Below are 15,097 nucleotides of genomic sequence, written 5' to 3'. Positions count from 1 at the left end.
CTCCGGGGGTCGGTTGGACGGCATGGCGAAGCTCGTTGCCGACCAGACTTCCCGGCGCACCCTGTGGTTTTCACGCTTGGTTTTTACGCTTTGAATACTTTACAGGGTGTACGCGAGGGCATATCCGGTGATCATCACTTTATGCGCGAAAGGGGCACCCGGCGCGGCGCGCCGGGTGCCCCTTTCGTCGTGTCTCAGCCGTCGTCTCAGTCCTCGCTGGACGCGCTCGGCAGCTTGCTCTGGATCAGGCTCATCACCGAGGAGTCGGCGAGCGTCGTGACGTCGCCGACGGCGCGGTCCTCGGCGACATCGCGCAGCAGACGGCGCATGATCTTGCCCGAGCGGGTCTTCGGCAGCTCCTGGACCGGCACGATCCGCTTCGGCTTGGCGATCGGGCCGAGGGTGGCGCCCACGTGGTTGCGCAGCTCGCCGACGAGGGTGTCCGTCTCGGAGGCGCTGCCGCGCAGGATCACGAAGGCCACGATGGCCTGGCCGGTGGTCTCGTCCTTGGCGCCGACCACGGCCGCCTCGGCGACCGAGGGGTGCGAGACGAGTGCGGACTCGACCTCGGTGGTCGAGATGTTGTGGCCGGACACGAGCATCACGTCGTCCACCCGGCCGAGCAGCCAGATGTCGCCGTCCTCGTCCTTCTTGGCGCCGTCGCCCGCGAAGTACTTGCCCTCGAAGCGCGACCAGTAGGTGTCGATGAACCGCTGGTCGTCACCCCAGATGGTGCGCAGCATCGACGGCCACGGCTCGGTGAGGACCAGGTAGCCGCCTCCGCCGTTCGGGACCTCGTGGGCCTCGTCGTCCACGACGGTCGCGGAGATCCCGGGCAGCGCGCGCTGCGCCGAGCCCGGCTTGGTCTCCGTGACGCCCGGCAGCGGGGCGATCATCATCGCGCCGGTCTCGGTCTGCCACCAGGTGTCGACGATGGGGCAGCGGTCGCCGCCGATGTGCTTGCGGTACCAGATCCAGGCCTCGGGGTTGATCGGCTCGCCGACCGAGCCCAGCACGCGCAGGCTCGACAGGTCGAACTTCGCGGGGATGTCGTCGCCCCACTTCATGAACGTCCGGATGGCCGTGGGCGCGGTGTAGAGGATGGTGACGCCGTACTTCTGCACGACCTCCCAGAACCGGCCCTGGTGCGGGGTGTCCGGCGTGCCCTCGTACATCACCTGGGTGGCGCCGTTCGCGAGCGGCCCGTAGACGATGTACGAGTGCCCGGTCACCCAGCCGATGTCGGCGGTGCACCAGTAGACGTCGCTCTCCGGCTTCAGGTCGAAGACCGCGTGGTGGGTGTACGCCGCCTGCGTGAGGTAGCCGCCCGAGGTGTGCAGGATGCCCTTCGGCTTACCCGTGGTCCCCGAGGTGTACAGGATGAAGAGCGGGTGCTCGGCGTCGAAGGCCTGCGGGGTGTGCTCGGCGGACTGGCGGCCGACCACGTCGTGCCACCAGACGTCGCGGCCCTCGGTGACGGCGGTGTCCTGCCCGGTGCGCCGTACGACGAGCACGTGCTCGACCTGCGGGCACTTGGCGACGGCCTCGTCGATCGCGGGCTTCAGGGCGGTCGGCTTGCCGCGGCGGTAGCCGCCGTCGGCGGTGATGACCAGCTTGGCGTCGGCGTCCTGGATGCGGGAGGCGACGGCGTCGGCGGAGAAGCCGCCGAAGACCACGGAGTGCGCGGCGCCGATACGGGCGCACGCGAGCATGGCGACGACCGCCTCGGGGATCATCGGCAGGTAGACGGCGACCCGGTCACCGGCCTGAACGCCCAGCTCGGTCAGGGCGTTGGCCGCCTTGGACACCTCGTCCTTGAGCTCGGCATAGGTGATCGCGCGGCTGTCGCCGGGCTCGCCCTCGAAGTGGATGGCGACGCGGTCGCCGTTGCCGGCCTCGACGTGGCGGTCCACGCAGTTGTAGGCGACGTTCAGCGTGCCGTCCGCGAACCACTTCGCGAAGGGCGGGTTCGTCCAGTCGAGCGTCTGCGTCGGCTCCGTGGCCCAGGTCAGCCGCCGGGCCTGCTCGGCCCAGAAGCCCAGCCGGTCCGCGTCGGCCTGTGCGTACGCAGCCTCTTTCACGTTGGCGGCGGCGGCCAGATCGGCGGGCGGTGCGAACCGCCGCTCCTCCTTGAGCAGATTGGCCAGGCTTTCATTGCTCACGAGATCTCCCTTTCCCAGGGTGTCCGTTGTGTCCCCGGGCATAGCTCATCAGTCGGCGGCCCGGGTGACAAGGGGTAGCCGACAATTGGTTTAGACCTATGCTCCGCCTCGGTGCCGCGCGGGAGCGGCGCGCGAAGGCCCCTTCCCGCTGCAGGGTGCGAGAAGGGGCCACACGATTGCACGGATACGGGAGGGTATCGGTTCACCCCCCGTGCTCAGGGGATCTCGTCAGGCGTTCTGGCCGACGCTGTCGAAGACCCTGCAGTCGAAGAAGTCCTCGCCCTCGGACAGCAGGTACGCCTGGGCCTCGCCCACGTGGAAGTACATCCCGTGCAGCTCCAGCGTCCCCTCGGCGAGCCGCCTGGCCACCGACTCGTGCGCCCGCAGGTGCTCCAGCTGCTGGACCACATTGGTCAGGCACAGCTGCTCCACGGCATCCGCCGGGAGCCGCCCGGAGATCCGGGCCCAGGCGTGGTGGCGGCTGGCCATCCGCTCCAGGCTGGGCAGGCCGTGCCGCAGCCAGCGGCGCAGCGGGGTCATCGGCTGCCCGGGAGCGGAGTTGAGCAGGGCCTGCATGGCCCCGCAGCCCGAATGGCCGCACACCGTGATGCTGTCCACCTTGAGCACGTCCACGGCGTACTCGATGGCCGCGGCGACCGAGTCGTCCGTGGACTCCGCTCCGGGGAGCGGGACCAGGTTGCCGACGTTGCGGACGGTGAAGAGGTCGCCGGGGCCGCTGGCCGTGATCATGCTGGTCACCAGGCGGGAGTCCGCGCAGGTGAGGAAGAGCTGCGAGGGCCGCTGCCCCTCGCGGGCCAGCCGGGCCAGTTCGTCCCGCACGTGGGGCGCGGTGTCGCGCTGGAAGGCGCCGATCCCATTGGCCAGTTGACCGGCACCACGCTTCCGGGGCCGCTTCTGCGGGGAGGCCGCCGACTCCAGGGCCTCGGCGGCCGCCGCCTCCACACTGCCGGCTCCGTCCGCACCGGACTGAGCCGGCCGGTGGTCGCAGTGGTTCTGCCAGGGCGTCCAGGGCCGGCAGCACTGGTGCGCCCCGCGCTGCGGACCGCTCCGGGGCCGCTCGGCCGTACTGGCGCGGCCGGTCACCTTCAGGGAACCGCCTTGCGCCACATGGGAGTCCTGCCAGTCCTGCAGGGTCTCGTACGCCGCGTGGTCCATGAACGAGCCGTCCAGCTCGATCAGCGCCTGCCCGTCGTGCGGGATCTGGTTCAGGGCCCGGCTCAGCCGGGGCACCGCGAGGAAGGTCAACTGCCCGCGCGCCCGCACCCGGTGCACCCCGCCGTCCAGCTGTTCCACCGTGATCCGGGTCCGGGCGAGGCGGTGCAGGGCCAGCGCCACGGCGACCGCGATCCCGATGGCCACGCCCTCCAGGACCCCGCCGAACACCACGGCGACGATCGTCGTGACGTAGACCAGGATCTCGCGGTGCCGGGTGACGGTGCGCAGGTGGGTGGCATTGACCATCTGCACGCCCAGCGCCATGACCAGGGCGGCCAGCGCGGCGAGCGGGATGAGGTCGAGGACGGGGACGAGGAGTCCGGCCGCGAGCAGCACCCAGAGCCCGTGCAGCATCACCGAATGCCGGCTGACGGCCCCGTACTTGACGTTGGCGACGCTGCGGACGGCCCCGCCCGCGACCGGCAGCCCGCCCAGCGCGCCGGAGACGATGTTCGCCACGCCCTGGCCGCGCAGCTCCTTGTCGAGGTCGGCGCGCGGCGGGCGGTTCCCCCGCTTCCGCTCGGCCGCGATCAGCTTGTCGGTGGCGACCGCCGAGAGCAGGGATTCCACGCTGCCGACCAGGGTGATGGTGAGTACGGCGGCGATGATCCCGAGGACCGGGCCCTCGGGCAGCTCGGGCAGTGCGTGGCTGCGCCAGGACGGCAGGTCCACGCGGGGCACCGTGAGCCCGACGAGGGCGGCGACGACGGTCGCGGTGGCGACGGCGGCGAGCGCGGCCGGCACCTTGCGCAGCGCCTGCCCCGCCCGGCCGGGCAGCCGGGGCCAGGCGATGAGAACGGTCAGCGTGAGCACGCTGACACCGAGTGCGCCCGGGTGGAGGTCGGCCAACTGGCCCGGGAGGGCCCGGACGTTGGCCACGGCGGAGCTCTGCGGGGTGCCGCCGAGGACGATGTGCAGGTTGGCCAGTGCGATGGTCACGCCGACGCCCGCGAGCATGCCGTGCACGATGGCCGGGCTGACCATGAGTGCTGACCGGGCGGTGCGCAGCGCGGCGAGCCCGAGCTGGCAGCAGCCGGCGAGCACGGTGATGGCGCAGGTGGTCCGCCATCCGTAGCGCTGGATCAACTCGGCGGAGACCACGGTGAGTCCGGCCGCCGGCCCGCTCACCTGGAGCGGGGCGCCGCCCAGCCGCCCGGCGACGATCCCGCCGACCGCTGCGGCGACCAGTCCCGCCTGGAGCGGGGCTCCGGTGGCCAGGGCGATGCCGAGCGAGAACGGAAGGGCGATCAGGAACACCGCGAGCGAGGCCGAAAGGTCGGCCGGGAGGTTGGCGGGGAGGGATTTGGCAGGGGAAGTCATAAGGTCCCGTCTCCTCTGGCCTGGTCTGGCCCGGTCTGGTCTGGGGAGGGGTGAAGCGGCGGGAGTCTCAACACTCAGTAAACGAATGGTAATGGTGAGTAAAGGCGGGTGAAAGGTAATACGGGCAAATGGCCCACGAATTACCGCCAAAGGGTGATTGATGCTTTTATCCGGCTTGTCACACCTTCTTCAAAGCGGACCGCATGGGACGTTGCGGCGCGGAAGTCCCGTGTGGGAACCGCGATGAACCGCGATGGCTCTGCCATGGCTGCGAGGGAGAGGTGGGGCGGATGATCGCCGCCACGAAGAAGATCGCCGGCGGCCTGGTCGCCACGGCCCTGGCCCTGGGGGTTGCCGGGTGCACCGCCTCGGGCCCCGCCAAGTCCCCGGCCCCGGGCCCCCAGAACGCCAGGAAGGGGGCGGCCGCCCCCGAGGCCCCGGGCAGTGTCAACCGGCCCATCGGCGACGGCTCGACCGCCTACACCGGCCCCCAGCCCAACGTGCAGAAGCCCCAGAAGCTGAAGCCGGGCGAGAAGCCGCCCCAGTTCGTGGTCTTCTCCTGGGACGGGGCCGGCGAGGACAGCCAGAAGCTCTTCTCGCACTTCCGCGAGGTCGGCAAGAAGTACAACGCCCGCATGACGTACTTCCTCAGCGGCGTGTACATGCTCCCGGAGGAGAAGCGCTCCCTCTACACGGCCCCGCAGCACGCATCCGGCCGCTCCGACATCGGCTTCGGCGACCTCCAGGGCATCAAGGACACCGCCACCCAGGTCCGCGCGGCCTGGCTGGAGGGCAACGAGATCGGCACCCACTTCAACGGCCACTTCTGCGGCCCCGACGGCGGCGTCGGCACCTGGTCCGTGGACGAGTGGAAGAGCGAGATCAACCAGGCCAAGTCCTTCGTCAAGAACTGGAAGACGAACGCGGGCCTGAAGGCCATGGAGGCGCTCCCGTTCGACTACGACAAGGAGCTCATCGGCGCCCGCACCCCCTGCCTCGAAGGCCAGAAGAACTTCATGCTGGCCGCCAAGGACATGGGCTTCCGCTACGACTCCAGCGGCATCAGCAAGCAGATCTGGCCCAAGAAGACGGACGGCCTCTGGGACATCCCGCTCCAGCTCGTCCCCATGCCGGGCCGCGCCTTCGACACGCTGAGCATGGACTACAACTACATGGTCAACCAGTCCGGGACGACCTCGCAGGGCGACCCCTCGCAGCACACGTACTGGGGTGACCAGATGCGCGACGGCCTGCGCCAGGCCTTCGACCGCGTCTACCAGGGCAACCGGGCGCCGCTGATCATCGGCAACCACTTCGAGTCCTGGAACGGCGGCACCTACATGCGTGCCGTCGAGGAGTCCATCCAGACCATGTGCACCAAGCCCGAGGTCCGCTGCGTGCCGTTCCGGGAGCTCGTGGACTGGCTGGACGCCCAGGACCCGAAGACCCTGGAGTGGATGCGGTCGCTCGACGTCGGCGAGGCGCCGAAGCAGGGCTGGGCGAAGTTCCTGACCGCGGGGCCGCCGGCGAAACCGGCCGCCCCCGCGGGCGTCAAGCCGGCTGCGGGGCCGGCCGATGGGGCTGCGGACGAGGGCTGAGGATCGCGTCCATCGCCGCCGCGTCCTCGCGGAGCTGGAAATCGGGGTCGACTTGGTCCGCCAGGTCGACCCCGGTCTTGGCGTTGCCCCAGCTCTCCGCGTTCCTGAGGTGGAAGCGCACCATCTGCTCGGTGTACCGGCCCCAGTCGCGGTGCGCGTACGAGTCGTCGGCGGCGTCCTGGAGCGCCTGGAGGGCCAGCCGGTTGCTCGCCTCCAGCAGCTCGAAGGCGGCCGGACGGCCCTTCTCCATCGCCCGCACCCAGTCCGAGTGCGCCACGGTCACCAGCAGGTCCTCGCCGGCCTCGTCCTGGAGGAACTCGATGTCCTCGGGCCCCTGGACCTTGTTGCCGATGACCTTGAGCGTGATCCCGAAGTCCCGGGCGTACTCCTTGTACTGGCGGTAGACGGAGACGCCCTTGCGGGTCGGCTCGGCGACCAGGAAGGTCACGTCGAAACGGGTGAACATGCCCGATGCGAAGGAGTCCGAGCCGGCCGTCATGTCGACCACCACGTACTCGTCGGGTCCGTCGACGAGGTGGTTGAGGCAGAGCTCCACCGCTCCGACCTTGGAGTGGTAGCAGGCGACGCCCAGGTCGGCCTCGGTGAACGGCCCGGTGGCCATGAGCCGTACGGGCTCCCCGTCCAGCAGCAGCGTCCGCGCGCAGGCCTCGTACACCGGGTTGTCCTCGGTGATGCGCAGCAGGCGCGAGCCGCGGCCGGGCGGCGTGGTCTTGATCATCGTCTCGGCGGACGCGATGCGCGGGTTGGAACCCCGCAGGTATTCCTTGATCAGGGGCAGGTGGGCGCCCATGGCGGGCAGCCGGGCGGCCTCCTCGTCGCTGAGGCCGAGCGCGGTGCCCAGGTGCTGGTTGATGTCGGCGTCCACCGCGACGACGGGGGCTTCATTGGCGGCGAGGTGGCGGATGAAGAGGGAGGACAGCGTCGTCTTGCCGCTGCCGCCCTTTCCCACGAAAGCGATCTTCATGTTCACCAAGCGTAGTGGGTTGAATGCGGGGAGTTGTCAAGGTGAGTGAAGAAGACCACTCCAAGGAGGGGTCGGTGGTACGGGGGCGCAGTGCGTAGGCTCCTTACTTATGAGTAGCGCTGCTGACCCGCTGGCCGCACTGGCCGGGCTGCCGGGTGTCGCCGATTCCGTGGATTCCGTACGCAAGGCCGTGGACCGGGTCTACGGGCACCGCGTGATGCGCCGCCGGAGCGGAGAGATCACCTCGGAGGCCGCGCTGCGCGGCGCCCGCGCCAGTGCGGCGCTGTCCGGCGCCGACTGGGCGCTGGAGGAGGTGCGCCGCCGGACCGACTTCGGTTCGGAGGCGGAGGCCCACACGGTCGGTGCCGCGCTGCGGCTCACCGCCGAGGCGGGTCAGCTGCTGAGCATCTGGCGGCAGTCGCCGCTGCGGGTCCTGGCGCGGCTGCACCTGGTGGCCTCGGGGTCGACGGTGGACGGTGACGTCGTGGGCCGCCCGCGGCTGGCGGGCGAGCCGGTGGACGAGCCCCTGGTGGACCTGCCGTTGCCGAGCGCCGACGAGGTCGCGGGCCGGCTCGACGGCCTGTCCCGCCTGGTCATCGCGGGCGGTTCCGCTCCGGCGCTGATCACGGCCGCGGTGGTGCACGGCGAGCTGCTGGCCCTGCGCCCCTTCGCAACGTACAACGGCCTGGTCGCGCGGACGGCGGAGCGGATCGTCCTGATCAACAGCGGACTGGACCCGAAGGCGATCTGCCCGGCGGAGGTCGGGCACGCGGAGCAGGGGCGCGAGGCGTACCTGGCGGCCTTCGAGGGGTACGTCTCCGGTACCGCCGAGGGGATGGCCGCCTGGATCGCCCACTGCGGGCGGGCGGTCGAGCTCGGCGTGCGTGAGTCGACGGCCGTCTGCGAGGCCCTCCAGCGGGGCGCGGCCTGAGGTCCGCCGCCCGTCCGGTGGTCCGGCCTGCGGTTTTTCGCCCGGACACGGGTTGCGGCGACACCCATGTTGCTCTGGTGTCGCCGCTGGCATTTACGCCCAGTTACCAAGCGTCCTCGATAGTTGCCCATCAGGTCGGGAACTTTGCCCGTTCCCTGGTGCGGCTGGCCCGTAATCGACGGGTCGACGTCGCGTGGGTGCTCGGCGTTCATGCTTCGGTCCGTGGGCCTTACTGCGTTTTAAAGATGATCCTCTCGGATGTTCTTTGGTCTCGCGGGCCGTTGCTTTATTTGTACTCCGCTTCGGTTCCATGCGAAACCCCTGGCTCCACTTTTTACTTTCCGGGACGAGCCCGGGCGAACCGGACGGCCGCTATCGGTGCAGGTCAGGACATTCACTTGGATGCGGCGGCGGCCAGGGCACCGGCCCGGCGCCGACTCGCGTACCAGACCAGTCCGGCCGTGGCGGCCGCCGCCCCCACGGCGGCCGCTGCGACGAGCGCGGGCCGCGCGGGCATGGACAGTCCGGGCAGCCGCTGCTTGAGCCGTACGGGCCGGTCGAAGACCAGCACGGGCCACTCCCGTGCCAGTGCCTCGCGGCGCAGCGCGCGGTCGGGGTTGACGGCGTGCGGGTGCCCGACGGCCTCCAGCATGGGGATGTCGGTGACCGAATCGCTGTACGCGTAGCAGCGGGCGAGGTCGTAGCCCTCGGACTCCGCCAGCTCGCGCACGGCCTCCGCCTTGGTGGGCCCGTACGCGTAGTACTCGATCTCACCCGTGAAACATCCGTCCTCACCCACGACCATGCGCGTGGCGACGACCCGGTCCGCGCCGAGCATCTCCCCGATCGGCTCGACCACTTCGGCACCGGAGGTGGACACGATCACCACATCGCGGCCGGCGGTGTGATGGGCCTCGATGAGGGACGCGGCCTCGTCGTAGATGATCGGGTCGATGAGGTCGTGCAGGGCTTCCGCGACGATCTCCCGCACCTGCTGCACGTTCCACCCCTTGCAGAGGGCGGACAGGTACTCCCGCATCCGCTCCATCTGGTCGTGGTCGGCGCCGCCGGCCAGGAAGATGAACTGCGTGTATGCGGTGCGCAGCACTGCGCGGCGGTTGATCAGGCCGCCCTGGTAGAAGGACTTGCTGAACGTCAAGGTGCTCGACTTCGCAATGACCGTCTTGTCCAGGTCGAAGAAGGCTGCGGTACGAGGCGAGGAGTGCGGCAAGGGCTGATTTTCCACGCCCCGAGCATATGCGCCCACCATTCGGCGTAAGGTGTGGCGCGTGGGTTTGCCTGAGAAGGCTCTCGGGTACACCATGGAAGTCACGGATCGTTCGCGACCGTGCTAACCCGGTCTGGCTCCTCCCCCCCCGAGTCGGACCGTGGGGACGACCCCCGCTCTCCCCCCCGGCGGGGGTCGTCGCATGTCCGGACGCGGTTCGCGTCCCTGCCTTCGGCCCCAAGTGACCATCTCCCGGCCCTTCCCCTTGTGCGGGGCCCTGCCCGGCGAAGGCCCCCGCCACGTCAGACTCGTGACCCTGCGTAGTGGTTCCGCCGCGTTCCGGAACTCACCTGTGAGGGTGACCGGGTTATTCACAATCGGTCCGCTGTCCACAGTTTTCGAGCAAGATCCACTTCTTTTTCCCGATCGCTGCACGGTGATTCCGGCCGTGAAGTCCGCGGCGTACGGATTTGCAGGGAGAAGGGGGCGGAGATCGTGGCTCGATCGAAGTCGTGGGAATCGCTGTCGGGAGAGCCGGCCGGGGCCGTGGCCGTGGCCGGGAGCGCGCCTGGGCGTGCGGCCGGGGCGGCCGGGGCGGAGCCGGCCGGCGGCCGACCGCTGATCATCACCGAGGATCCGCTGCTGCTCGACGACCTGCTGCGGCTGTGCGCCGCCGCGGGTGCCGAGCCGCACGTGCACCACGCGGTGCCCGGGCAGGGCGGTGGGAACGGCGGGTCCAACGGGACTGCCGCGGGCGTCGGTTGGGAGTCCGCGCCGCTCGTGCTCGTCGGGGACGACGCGGCCCGCCGGGTGCGCGGGGCGCCGCGCAGGGGTGGGGTGTTCCTCGTCGGCCGGGAGCTGGACGACCCCCTGGTGTGGCAGCGGGCCGTGGAGATCGGCGCGGAGGAGGTGCTGCGGCTCCCCGATGCCGAGGGCCGGCTCGTCGACCGCATCGCCGACGTGGTGGAAGGCGCCGGGCGGCCCGCCCTCGCCGTCGGGGTGATCGGCGGCAGCGGCGGCGCAGGGGCGTCCACCCTCGCCTGCGCGCTCGCCCTGCGGGCGGCCCGCGCCGGGGAGCGGACCATCCTGATCGACGGGGACCCGCTGGGCGGGGGCATGGACGTGCTCCTCGGGGGCGAAGCCGCGGAGGGGCTGCGCTGGCCGGACTTCGCGGGTTCCCGGGGCCGTGTCGGCGCCGGAGCCCTGGAGGAGTCCCTGCCCGAACTGCACGCCCTGCGGGTGCTCAGCTGGGACCGCGGGGACCGGGTGGTGGTGCCGCCCGCCGCGATGCGGTCGGTGGTGGCCGCCGCCCGGCGCCGCGGCGGGGTCGTGGTGGTCGACCTCCCGCGCCGGGTGGACGAAGCCGTGGCCGAGGTGCTGGGCCAGCTCGACCTGGTGCTGATGGTGGTGCCGGGCGAGCTGCGGGCGGTGGCCGCGGCGAGCCGGGTGGCGGCCGGGGTGCGGATGGCGGCCCGGGACGTGCGCGTCGTCGTACGGGGCCGCTGCCCGGCCGGGCTCGACGCCGAATCCGTGGCCGGGCTGCTGGGGGCGCCGCTGGCCGGTGAGGTGCCGGTCGAGGTGGGGCTCCCCGGGAGGGTGGCCGAAGGGGAACCGCCGGGAGGTCAGGGGCGGGGCGCGCTGGCCCGCTTCTGCGACGGGTTCTGGCAGCGCGTGCTCGGCCCCGCCCAGGGGGTGGCGGCATGAGCGCGGTGCTGCTGGACGCGGTGCGCAGGCGGCTCGCCGAGAGCGGGGCGGAGCCGACCCCGGCGCGGGTGGCGGCGGCCCTGCGGGCCCAGGGCAGGCTGCTCGGTGATGCGGAAGTGCTGGGGGCGGCCGCCGAGTTGCGGTCCGAGCTGGTCGGAGCCGGCCCGCTGGAGGCGCTGCTCTCCGACCCGGGGGTCACCGATGTGCTGGTGGCGGCGCCCGACCGGGTGTGGGTGGACCGCGGCGGCGGGCTCGAGCTGACCGGGGTGACCTTCGCCGATGCGCAGGCCGTGCGCAGGCTCGCCCAGCGGCTGGCCGCCGTCGCCGGGCGGCGCCTGGACGACGCCCGCCCTTGGGTGGACGCCCGGATGCCGGACGGGACCCGGCTGCATGCCGTCCTGCCCCCGGTCGCGGTCGGATCGGCCTGCCTCTCGCTGCGGGTGGTGCGGCCGCGCGCCTTCACGCTGGAAGAGCTGGTCGCGGCGGGGACGCTGCCGCCCGGAGGGCACCGGCTGCTCCGGGCGATCGTCGAGGCCCGGCTGTCGTTCCTCGTCTCCGGCGGTACGGGCACCGGCAAGACCACCCTGCTCAGCGCCCTGTTGGGGCTGGTCGGCCCAGGTGAGCGGATCGTGCTGGCCGAGGATTCGGCCGAACTGCGCCCCGACCATCCGCATGTGGTGCGGCTGGAGACCCGGCCGGCCAACCAGGAGGGCGCGGGCCTGGTCACCCTGGCGGATCTGGTCCGGCAGGCGCTGCGGATGCGGCCCGACCGGCTCGTGGTCGGCGAGGTCCGGGGTGCCGAAGTCGCCGACCTCCTGGCCGCCTTGAACACCGGCCACGAAGGCGGCTGCGGCACTGTCCATGCGAACGCCGCCGCTCATGTACCGGCCCGCCTCGAGGCCCTCGGTACGGCTGCCGGGCTCGACCGGGCTGCCCTGCACAGCCAGTTGGCGGCCGCGCTGACCCTGGTGGTGCACCTGGCCCGGGACCGGGCCGGGCGGCGCAGGGTGGCCGAGGTGCACGTGCTGGAGCGGGATGCCGCCGGGCTGGTGGTGACCGTACCGGCGCTGCGCTGGGCTCCGCGCGGATTCGTACGGGAGCGGGGCTGGGAGCGGCTCGGTCCCCTGCTGCGGGGTGCGCGATGAGCGCGTCGGCAGGGCTGGGGCCGGTGCTGTCGGTGCCGGTGTTCGCCGGGATGCTGTGCGCGGGAGCGGCCGCGTGGGTGCTGGCCGGGGGTGACCGGGCCTCCCGGCGGGCCCGGCTGGTGCTCGCGGGGGCCGGGCCGGTGGTCGCGGGCGGGCCGGTGCGCAGGGAGCGGTGGGTGCTCGCCGTACGGGTGCGGGCGGCCCGTCGGCGGGAGTGGGCCTGCCTCGGGGCCGGGCTGTTGGTCGCGCTCCTCGGCGGGTCGGTGCTCCCGCTGCTGGCGGGAGCGGCCGCGGTGCCGCTGGTGCGGCGGTGGCTGCGCACCCGGGCCCGGGAGCGGGCCCGGGTGGCACGCGCCGCCGAGGTGGCGGAGCTGTGCGGGGCGGTGGTGGGGGAGCTGCGGGCCGGCTCCCAGCCCGGGCAGGCGCTGACAGCGGCGATGCGGCGCACGGTGGCGGGCCCCGGCGGGCCGGGGGCGGCGGAGGCGGGCGTGCTGGCCGCCGCGGCGTTCGGCGGGGACGTGCCCGGGGCGCTGCGCCAGGCGGCGCGGGAGTCCGGGGCCGAGGGGCTGGCCGGGATGGCGGCCTGCTGGCGGGTCTCGGTGGACGGCGGTGCGGGGCTGGCCGCCGGGCTGGACCGGCTGGAGGGCGCCCTGCGTGCCGAGCGGGACCGGGAGGAGTCCCTGCGGGCCCAGCTGGCGGGGGCGCGGTCCACGGCGGTCGTGCTCGCCCTGCTGCCGCTCGTGGGGCTGCTCATCGGCTCGGGTCTGGGTGCGGATCCGCTGCGGGTGCTGCTGCACACCCCGGTGGGGTGGGGCTGTCTGGTCGCGGGCGGGGTGCTGGAGGCGCTGGGGCTGCTGTGGTGCCGGCGGATCGTGCGGACGGGGGAGCGGTGATGGGCGGCCTCGCCGTCCACAGGCTGGGGATGACGCTGTGCCTGGCCCTGGTGGCCCTGTGCGTGCTGGCGGCGGTGGTGGCGGGCATGCGGGTACGGGCCGCCCGGCGCAGGATCGCGGTCCTGCTGGGGGCCGTACCCGGACCCCGCCGGCCTGCGGCGCCCTTCCGGATGCGGGGTGTGGCGGGCTGGGCCGGGCCGGCCGGGGCGCTGCTGGCGGGCTGGGTGCTCGTCGGCGGGGTGGCGGGGGCGGCCGTGGGCGCTGTGGCGGCCTTCGGGGTGCGGCGCTGGGGAACCTGGGAGCGGCCTCCCGCCGGGGTGGACACACGGGAGGCGGAGCGCCAGCTGCCCTTCGCCGCGGACCTGTTGGCCGCGTGCCTGGCGGCCGGAGCCGGCCCGGTGGAGGCCGCGGAGGTGGTGGGGGAGTCGCTGGGCGGCCCGTTGGGCGAGCGGCTGGCGAGGGCCGGCGCCGAGCTGCGGCTGGGCGGTGAACCGGGAGCCGGGTGGGGGAGGTTGGCGGAGATACCGGGTGCCCGGCCGCTCGCGGACTGCCTGGAGCGGGCCGCCCGTACGGGGGCGCCCGCGGCGGAGCCGGTCTCCCGCCTCGCCTCGCACCTCAGGGCGGACCGGGCCCGGCGGGCCGGAGCCCGTGCGCAGCGGGCGGCGGTTCTCGTCACCGCGCCGGTGGGGCTGTGTTTCCTCCCCGCATTTCTCGCGATCGGGGTCGCTCCGGTGGTGATCGGAATGGCCTCGGGTCTTCTCTCGAACAACTGACGCCACATTGATCACGCACATCAGCAAAAGAAAACAACAGGAGGTTGCCATGAAGATCATCGGGTTTCGTGTACGGGCGGCGCTGAGGGGTCGTCGGAGCGATGCCGGGATGTCCACTTCCGAATACGCGATGGGCACCATCGCGGCCTGTGCGTTCGCTGCGGTTCTGTACAAGATCGTGACGAGCGAAGTCGTCTCGACGGCCCTTCAGTCGACCATCGGGAAGGCGCTCGATGTGCCGTTCTGAGGGGGAATCCGGGGCACGCCGTGAAATGGGGGACCGCGGATATGTGACCGCGGAGGCCGCCCTCGTCATCCCGGCCCTGGTGCTGTTCGCGGCGCTGCTGGTGTGGGCGCTGATGGCGGCCGCCGCGCAGATCCGGTGCGTGGACGCCGCCCGGGCCGGTGCCCGGGCGGCTGCCCGGTCGGAGCCGGCCGAGGTCGCGGCGGCGGCTGCCCGGGCGGCGGCGCCTGCGGGGGCCCGGGTGGACCTGGAGCGGGCCGGTGACCTCTGGCGGGTCCGGGTCGAGGCGCGGGCGCCGGGGCCGGGCTACGTGCCGGTGCGGCTCGGAGCGCAGGCGGTGGCCCTGGCGGAGGACAGCGTGGGGCCGCCGCCGTGAGCCGGGACCGGGGTTCGGCCACGGTGTGGGCGGTGCTGGTGGTGGCGGTGCTGGGCGCGGTGTTCGGAGGGGTGCTGCTGCTGGGCCAGGCGGTCGTGGCGCGTCACCGGGCGGCGGCCGCCGCGGACCTGGCGGCCCTCGCGGCGGCGGCGAGCTGGGCCCACGGCCCGGGTCCCGCGTGCGCGGCGGCGGTGCGGGTGGCCGGGGCGCAGGGTGCGCGGCTGTCCGGGTGCGTCCTGGAGGGTGAAGTCGCGGAGGTCACCGCCCGGGTGGCGGCCGGTCCCTTCGATCCGGCGATCCGGGCCCGCGCCGGCCCCGCACCGGAGCCGCCGCCGCCGCAGCCGCAGAGCCCGGGGCCATGAGGCGCCCGTCCCGCCGCCCACACCCGGGCCCGGGCTTCCGCCCCGCGGCAGAGGCCCCGGGCCCCAGGCGCAGGCCCACACCCCGGCACGGCCTGCCCTCCGTACGGCCCTGGCCCCGACACGGCGCCTGGCCCACACCC

General features: G+C 72.9%; 13 protein-coding genes. 9 read left to right on the top strand and 4 right to left on the bottom strand.

Annotation, left to right across the window (positions count from 1 at the left end):
• Positions 1 to 206: 206 nt before the first annotated feature.
• Positions 207 to 2,204 carry an acetate--CoA ligase gene (gene acs / locus ACIGFK_RS11260; protein ID WP_376659109.1) on the bottom strand — a complete coding sequence of 666 codons (1,998 nt, stop codon included), beginning with the start codon at positions 2,202 to 2,204 and terminating at the stop codon, positions 207 to 209.
• Positions 2,205 to 2,390: 186 nt separating this feature from the next.
• Positions 2,391 to 4,718, bottom strand: coding sequence for a SulP family inorganic anion transporter (locus ACIGFK_RS11255; protein ID WP_376659108.1), 2,328 nt, complete (start codon positions 4,716 to 4,718; stop codon positions 2,391 to 2,393).
• Between the two features lie 290 nt (positions 4,719 to 5,008).
• On the opposite strand from ACIGFK_RS11255, the gene ACIGFK_RS11250 reads away from it, so the two are divergent.
• Positions 5,009 to 6,316 (top strand): hypothetical protein, encoded by a 1,308-nt coding sequence (locus ACIGFK_RS11250; RefSeq protein ID WP_400051325.1) that lies wholly within the window; start codon positions 5,009 to 5,011, stop codon positions 6,314 to 6,316.
• Here the strand turns inward: ACIGFK_RS11250 and ACIGFK_RS11245 are convergent.
• Positions 6,270 to 7,301 carry an ATP-binding protein gene (locus ACIGFK_RS11245; RefSeq protein ID WP_376659106.1) on the bottom strand — a complete coding sequence of 344 codons (1,032 nt, stop codon included), beginning with the start codon at positions 7,299 to 7,301 and terminating at the stop codon, positions 6,270 to 6,272. The two genes, ACIGFK_RS11250 and ACIGFK_RS11245, sit on opposite strands and share 47 nt — an antisense overlap.
• A 109-nt stretch (positions 7,302 to 7,410) precedes the next feature.
• Between ACIGFK_RS11245 and ACIGFK_RS11240 the strand changes: the two genes are divergently transcribed.
• Complete coding sequence (locus ACIGFK_RS11240; protein WP_376659105.1) at positions 7,411 to 8,232, top strand: oxidoreductase; 822 nt, start codon at positions 7,411 to 7,413, stop codon at positions 8,230 to 8,232.
• A gap of 394 nt (positions 8,233 to 8,626) precedes the next feature.
• On the opposite strand, the gene ACIGFK_RS11235 is transcribed toward ACIGFK_RS11240, so the two are convergent.
• Positions 8,627 to 9,502 (bottom strand): HAD family hydrolase, encoded by an 876-nt coding sequence (locus tag ACIGFK_RS11235; protein WP_376659104.1) that lies wholly within the window; start codon positions 9,500 to 9,502, stop codon positions 8,627 to 8,629.
• Between the two features lie 510 nt (positions 9,503 to 10,012).
• Here ACIGFK_RS11235 and ssd point away from each other — a divergent pair.
• The 7 genes from ssd to ACIGFK_RS11200 are packed head-to-tail and all read left to right on the top strand — an operon-like array spanning position 10,013 to position 14,957.
• Entirely contained in the window at positions 10,013 to 11,164 is a 1,152-nt protein-coding gene (gene ssd / locus ACIGFK_RS11230; protein ID WP_376659110.1) for a septum site-determining protein Ssd, read from the top strand.
• Complete coding sequence (locus ACIGFK_RS11225) at positions 11,161 to 12,309, top strand: TadA family conjugal transfer-associated ATPase (RefSeq protein WP_376659103.1); 1,149 nt, start codon at positions 11,161 to 11,163, stop codon at positions 12,307 to 12,309. Before ssd ends, ACIGFK_RS11225 begins: the two co-directional genes overlap by 4 nt.
• The gene (locus ACIGFK_RS11220; protein WP_376659102.1) at positions 12,306 to 13,202 is read left to right on the top strand and encodes a type II secretion system F family protein; all 897 of its coding nucleotides are present in this window, start codon (positions 12,306 to 12,308) and stop codon (positions 13,200 to 13,202) included. The genes ACIGFK_RS11225 and ACIGFK_RS11220 overlap by 4 nt, the downstream gene beginning before the upstream one ends.
• Positions 13,202 to 13,975, top strand: a complete 774-nt coding sequence (locus ACIGFK_RS11215) for a type II secretion system F family protein (protein WP_400051322.1) — start codon at positions 13,202 to 13,204, stop codon at positions 13,973 to 13,975. Before ACIGFK_RS11220 ends, ACIGFK_RS11215 begins: the two co-directional genes overlap by 1 nt.
• A gap of 49 nt (positions 13,976 to 14,024) precedes the next feature.
• Entirely contained in the window at positions 14,025 to 14,222 is a 198-nt protein-coding gene (locus tag ACIGFK_RS11210; protein WP_376659100.1) for a DUF4244 domain-containing protein, read from the top strand.
• A gap of 43 nt (positions 14,223 to 14,265) precedes the next feature.
• Positions 14,266 to 14,595: a TadE family type IV pilus minor pilin gene (locus ACIGFK_RS11205; RefSeq protein ID WP_400051320.1), complete on the top strand. Its 330-nt coding sequence runs from the start codon at positions 14,266 to 14,268 to the stop codon at positions 14,593 to 14,595.
• Positions 14,592 to 14,957 carry an Rv3654c family TadE-like protein gene (locus ACIGFK_RS11200; protein WP_400051318.1) on the top strand — a complete coding sequence of 122 codons (366 nt, stop codon included), beginning with the start codon at positions 14,592 to 14,594 and terminating at the stop codon, positions 14,955 to 14,957. The genes ACIGFK_RS11205 and ACIGFK_RS11200 overlap by 4 nt, the downstream gene beginning before the upstream one ends.
• Positions 14,958 to 15,097 lie beyond the last annotated feature (140 nt).

Origin of the sequence: Streptomyces sp. NPDC085524 (assembly GCF_044541755.1) — a bacterium.
Classification (GTDB): Bacteria; Actinomycetota; Actinomycetes; order Streptomycetales; family Streptomycetaceae; genus Streptomyces.
The sequence above is the reverse complement of the archived record's forward strand: the minus strand, read 5'-3'. Positions and strand labels throughout refer to the sequence as shown.

Coding starts and splice junctions, on each gene's coding strand:
- ACIGFK_RS11255 (WP_376659108.1), bottom strand. CDS start 4,718: ATGACTTCCCCTGCCAAATCCCTCCCCGCCAACCTCCCGGCCGACCTT.
- ACIGFK_RS11210 (WP_376659100.1), top strand. CDS start 14,025: ATGAAGATCATCGGGTTTCGTGTACGGGCGGCGCTGAGGGGTCGTCGG.
- ACIGFK_RS11240 (WP_376659105.1), top strand. CDS start 7,411: ATGAGTAGCGCTGCTGACCCGCTGGCCGCACTGGCCGGGCTGCCGGGT.
- ACIGFK_RS11225 (WP_376659103.1), top strand. CDS start 11,161: ATGAGCGCGGTGCTGCTGGACGCGGTGCGCAGGCGGCTCGCCGAGAGC.
- ACIGFK_RS11235 (WP_376659104.1), bottom strand. CDS start 9,502: ATGGTGGGCGCATATGCTCGGGGCGTGGAAAATCAGCCCTTGCCGCAC.
- ACIGFK_RS11220 (WP_376659102.1), top strand. CDS start 12,306: ATGAGCGCGTCGGCAGGGCTGGGGCCGGTGCTGTCGGTGCCGGTGTTC.
- acs (WP_376659109.1), bottom strand. CDS start 2,204: ATGCCCGGGGACACAACGGACACCCTGGGAAAGGGAGATCTCGTGAGC.
- ACIGFK_RS11250 (WP_400051325.1), top strand. CDS start 5,009: ATGATCGCCGCCACGAAGAAGATCGCCGGCGGCCTGGTCGCCACGGCC.
- ACIGFK_RS11245 (WP_376659106.1), bottom strand. CDS start 7,301: ATGAAGATCGCTTTCGTGGGAAAGGGCGGCAGCGGCAAGACGACGCTG.
- ACIGFK_RS11215 (WP_400051322.1), top strand. CDS start 13,202: ATGGGCGGCCTCGCCGTCCACAGGCTGGGGATGACGCTGTGCCTGGCC.